Below are 2,043 nucleotides of genomic sequence, written 5' to 3' on the forward strand. Positions count from 1 at the left end.
CTTCCTGCTCAGCCTTGAGACGAGCTGCATCAGCATCAGCCTGTGCCTTGGCTTCAGCCTGTGCCTTGGCTTCAGCCTCCACTTTCGCCATGGCCAGCGCAGCTTCCAATTCTGCTTTAATTTTTTCCGATTCTTGTTCTGCCTTGCGGCGAGCCGTTTCGGCTTCTGCTTTAGCCCTTGCTAATGCAGCTTCCTGTTCCGCCCTGGCTTTTGCCGCTTCCTGCTCAGCCTTGAGACGAGCTGCATCAGCATCAGCCTGTGCCTTGGCTTCTGCTTCTACTTTTGCTCTGACTCGCGCTGCTTCCTGTTCTACCCTGATTTTTGTCGCTTCCTGCTCAGCCTTAAGGCGGGCTGCGTCAGCATCAGCCTGCGCCTTGGCTTCAGCCTCCACTTTCGCCATGGCCAGCGCAGCTTCCAATTCTGCTTTAATTTTTTCCGATTCTTGTTCTGCCTTGCGGCGAGCCGTTTCGGCTTCTGCTTTAGCCCTTGCTAATGCAGCTTCCTGTTCCGCCCTGGCTTTTGCCGCTTCCTGCTCAGCCTTGAGACGAGCTGCATCAGCATCAGCCTGTGCCTTGGCTTCTGCTTCTACTTTTGCTCTGACTCGCGCTGCTTCCTGTTCTACCCTGATTTTTGTCGCTTCTTGTTCTGCCTTGAGGCGCGCAGCTTCAGCTTCGGATCGAGCCTTAGCAAATGCTTCAGCCTCCATTTTTGCCTTAGCCAGCGCAGCTTCCAATTCTGCTTTAATTTTTTTCGATTCTTGTTCTGCCTTGCGGCGAGCCGTTTCAGCTTCCGCTTTAGCCCTTGCTAATGCATCCTCCTGTTCCGCCTCGGCCTTTACTGCTTCCTGCTCAGCCTTGAGGCGGGATGCGTCAGCATGCTTAATTTCCGCTTCCACATTCGCTTTTGCCTGCGTAACCTTTGCATCGTCCTCTTCAGCCTCCAACTGTACCTTAGCTGATGCTTGAACACTGATAGGGTCATGCCTTTCCTCCAGACCTTCAAACGTGGGAGAAAGTGAAATATTCTTTTGAATAGGCGTCCGAGGGATCGCCATCTTAATAACGCTGCTTACCTTATCTTTATCTTGAATGAAGCCGCCATCAGTCAACTCCTGTAGCATATCAACAAGCGATTCACGTAGACTGGGCGCAGCCCGTTTCATCAACTCTTTCACGGAAGACTTATTATCGATCAAACCTAGAGCACGCTTAATATCGCTGGACAAATAATTAGTTATCCTTTTGCTTTCGTTCTCACCTTGGCTGGTTTTGATAAATATAATTTTTATATCCATACTGAGTCGTTGCACCTGAATTATCTAAATTTTCGTTACTTAATTTTCTCTACAACTAACCACATATAAACATCTATCTATTGACTGAAAAGCTTACAGCCAGTACTATAGCGGCCTTGTCAATTCCCTGATAGCTCAGTTGGTAGAGCGACGGACTGTTAATCCGCAGGTCCCTGGTTCGAGTCCAGGTCGGGGAGCCAGATATAGAACCTTGCAGTGATGCAGGGTTTTTTATTGTCTGAATCAACGGCCTGTATGGGGGGCAACTTAGGATTCCCCAGACACAATTCAATAGCGAGTTGGATATCTTGTTGAATATCATTCGAGTATCGTGGCCGTGTTAGCGGACGCACCATTAGATTACCTTAGCTTTCGTTATCGGCATCTTTGACTTTTAGTTGAGGAGGCATCCCAGAGACGCGAAGTAGTATCATGCCTGCTAGTTGTAAACTTGTAATACGTTTAGCATGGCTCCATTGATCAGCTATTTATATTTGCACCACTTGCTTTCGCAAGGAATACCATTCGAGCGTCCACCATTTCCACCGTCTATTTTCACTCCAGGACAGTTTTGCATAAAATATGTTGCTTCTTCGCAGGATGTCATTTGAGAGCAGTAGACTCTTTCATCACATCTGAAATTACTTGAATTGGCAATGCTTACTGTAGGCTCATTTAGCTCTGGTAGTCGCCGTCTAGTGTAGTGCGCCATTCTGTTTGGAACTTAATCGACTGTTGGCACGAATGAC

1 tRNA gene and 1 pseudogene are annotated in these 2,043 nt (G+C 48.1%); one reads left to right on the forward strand and one right to left on the reverse strand.

Going from position 1 to position 2,043, the window contains the following annotated elements:
• Nucleotides 1-1,225 (reverse strand): annotated as a pseudogene (locus tag MJ769_RS00640) (hypothetical protein); the annotation flags it as partial.
• Between the two features lie 193 nt (nucleotides 1,226-1,418).
• Here MJ769_RS00640 and MJ769_RS00645 point away from each other — a divergent pair.
• Nucleotides 1,419-1,494 (forward strand) — tRNA-Asn (locus MJ769_RS00645).
• Nucleotides 1,495-2,043: the final 549 nt, after the last annotated feature.

Origin of the sequence: Candidatus Nitrotoga sp. BS, from assembly GCF_927797785.1 — a bacterium.
Lineage (GTDB): Bacteria > Pseudomonadota > Gammaproteobacteria > Burkholderiales > Gallionellaceae > Nitrotoga.